Annotated in this window: 2 protein-coding genes and 1 pseudogene; all 3 read right to left on the reverse strand. The window is 78.5% G+C overall.

The genetic code is table 11. The features are described 5' to 3' along the window. Window positions 1-187, reverse strand: a pseudogene (locus ACFWH7_RS21035) (hypothetical protein); the annotation flags it as partial. A 76-nt stretch (window positions 188-263) separates the two neighbouring features. Further along, window positions 264-713 carry a hypothetical protein gene (locus ACFWH7_RS21040; RefSeq protein WP_378219638.1) on the reverse strand — a complete coding sequence of 150 codons (450 nt, stop codon included), beginning with the start codon at window positions 711-713 and terminating at the stop codon, window positions 264-266. A 10-nt stretch (window positions 714-723) separates the two neighbouring features. Then, window positions 724-1,810, reverse strand: a 1,087-nt coding sequence (locus ACFWH7_RS21045) for a PIG-L family deacetylase (protein WP_378219640.1), incomplete at its 5' end; no start/stop codon positions are given.

Here is a 1,810-nt window from a genome sequence, read left to right on the forward strand (position 1 = left end):
GGGGTGCGGACGGGGCGGGGACACCGGCCTCGTCGGCGCCGGGCTGCTCGGAGACGTCGACCGTCCCGGGCGCCGCGGCGCTCTCCTCGACGGGGGCGGGCTCGGGGGGGGGACCGGGGGTCCCGGTCCCTGGGGCGGCGTCCTGAGGGGAGTCGAGATCGGCGTCTCGGTCGGTCGGCTGACCCATCCACTGTCTCCGTGACGAAAGGCGCGCGGCTGTCCGCGCGACGACGAGGGGTGTGCGGGGATCCGCACCGCGAATTCTAGCGGGACGCGAGGGTGTCCTCGGGTCCGTCGTGCCTGGTGGGACGACCGTGGAGCGCCGGGCGGACGGGCCGGTCGCTGAACCACGAGCGCGGCAGGAACGCCACCGCCGCGACGACGAGCAGACCCCCGTAGATCCAGACGTAGCCCACGGGCTCGCTCGGCACCAGGACGTCGCCGCCGGGGCCCTCGAGCGAGAGCAGCTGGACCACGACGACCCACCCGATGCCGTAGCCGAGCAGGCCCGCCATGCCGCCCCCAGCGCGTGCGAGGGTTCCGGCCACGAGCACGGTCAGCAGCGCGAGCACGATGCCCAGCCCGACGCCTTCCGGGAGGTCGACGCCGAGCAGGTGCGCCCGGTGCGCGACGGTGCCGACGAGCCCGACGATCACACCGACGAGCGCGCACGCCACCCCGCGGCCGACGAGCCGCCCCATACCGGTCTCCACGGGCCCCAGGTTAACGCGTGGGCTCGGGCCGGACCTGGTCGCCCGGGAGAGCGTCGCCGGAGGGAGCGTAGAACTCGTGTGAAGGGACGGGAGCGAGGACGTCGTTGCTGAGCGCGTACCAGCCCAGCAGGTCCCCCGCCGCCTCTCCGCGCACCGGTCCCTCGTCGTCGACGGCGGCGGTCACGCGCTGGACCTGCGTCGCGTGCGCCCGCATCGCGGCGAGGAGATCGTCGAGGACGGGCGCCACCGGCACGGTCACGAGCAGGGGCAGCGAGGCCTCGGGGCGCGCGACCGGCGGCAGGTCCTCGTCCGGGTCGGGCAGGACGAGGGCGTCGTCCGCGAGGAGCGCTCGGACCGCGGGGTGCGCCGCGAGGGCGCGCCGCGCGGCGCGCACCGTGCTCTCGGGGGCCACGGCCAGCCAGAGCGCGGGCACGGGCTCGCCCGCGGCGTCGAGCAGCTCCAGCGCCCGGACCGTCACGTCGTGCGCGCGCACGTGGTCGGGGTGCCCGTACCCGCCCCCGGGCTCGTACGTCGCGACGACCGCGGGGCGGCGGTCGCGCACGACGGCGGCCAGCCGCGCAGCGGCCTCGTCGAGCGGGACGCCGACGAACGCCCGTGGCGGGAGGTCCTCCGCGACGCTCGCGACACCCGGCGCGGCCCAGGCCATCCCGGAGTCCTCGAACCGGGGTGGCGCACCGCCGTCGGGCACCGCGCTCGCCCCGGGATGCGGGACCGTGTCGAGGAAGACGTGGTCCGCGACGCCGAGGGCGGCGAGCGCGCGGGCGAGCTCCCCCTCGCGGTGCGCGGCGAGGGCGGGGCCGTCGCCCTCGAGGTGCCCGACGCCGGTCGGGTGCGGGGGCGTGTCGATCACCTCGCCCCGCTCGCCGCGCGTGCACGTCACGACGGTGACGCGCTGCCCGGACCGCGCCCACGTCGCGAGGAGCGCACCCGTGGCGAGCGTCTCGTCGTCGGGGTGGGCGTGCACGCCCAGCAGGGCCGCCCCCGGGCCCCCCGCCGGGCGCGGGGTCGGCGGGGCGGGGCCCCCCCCCGCGCGCGGCGGCGCGCCTGGGGGGCCGAGCCCCCCCGGGCGCGCGCGG

Origin of the sequence: Cellulosimicrobium cellulans, assembly GCF_042723955.1 — a bacterium.
Lineage (GTDB): Bacteria > Actinomycetota > Actinomycetes > Actinomycetales > Cellulomonadaceae > Cellulosimicrobium > Cellulosimicrobium cellulans_H.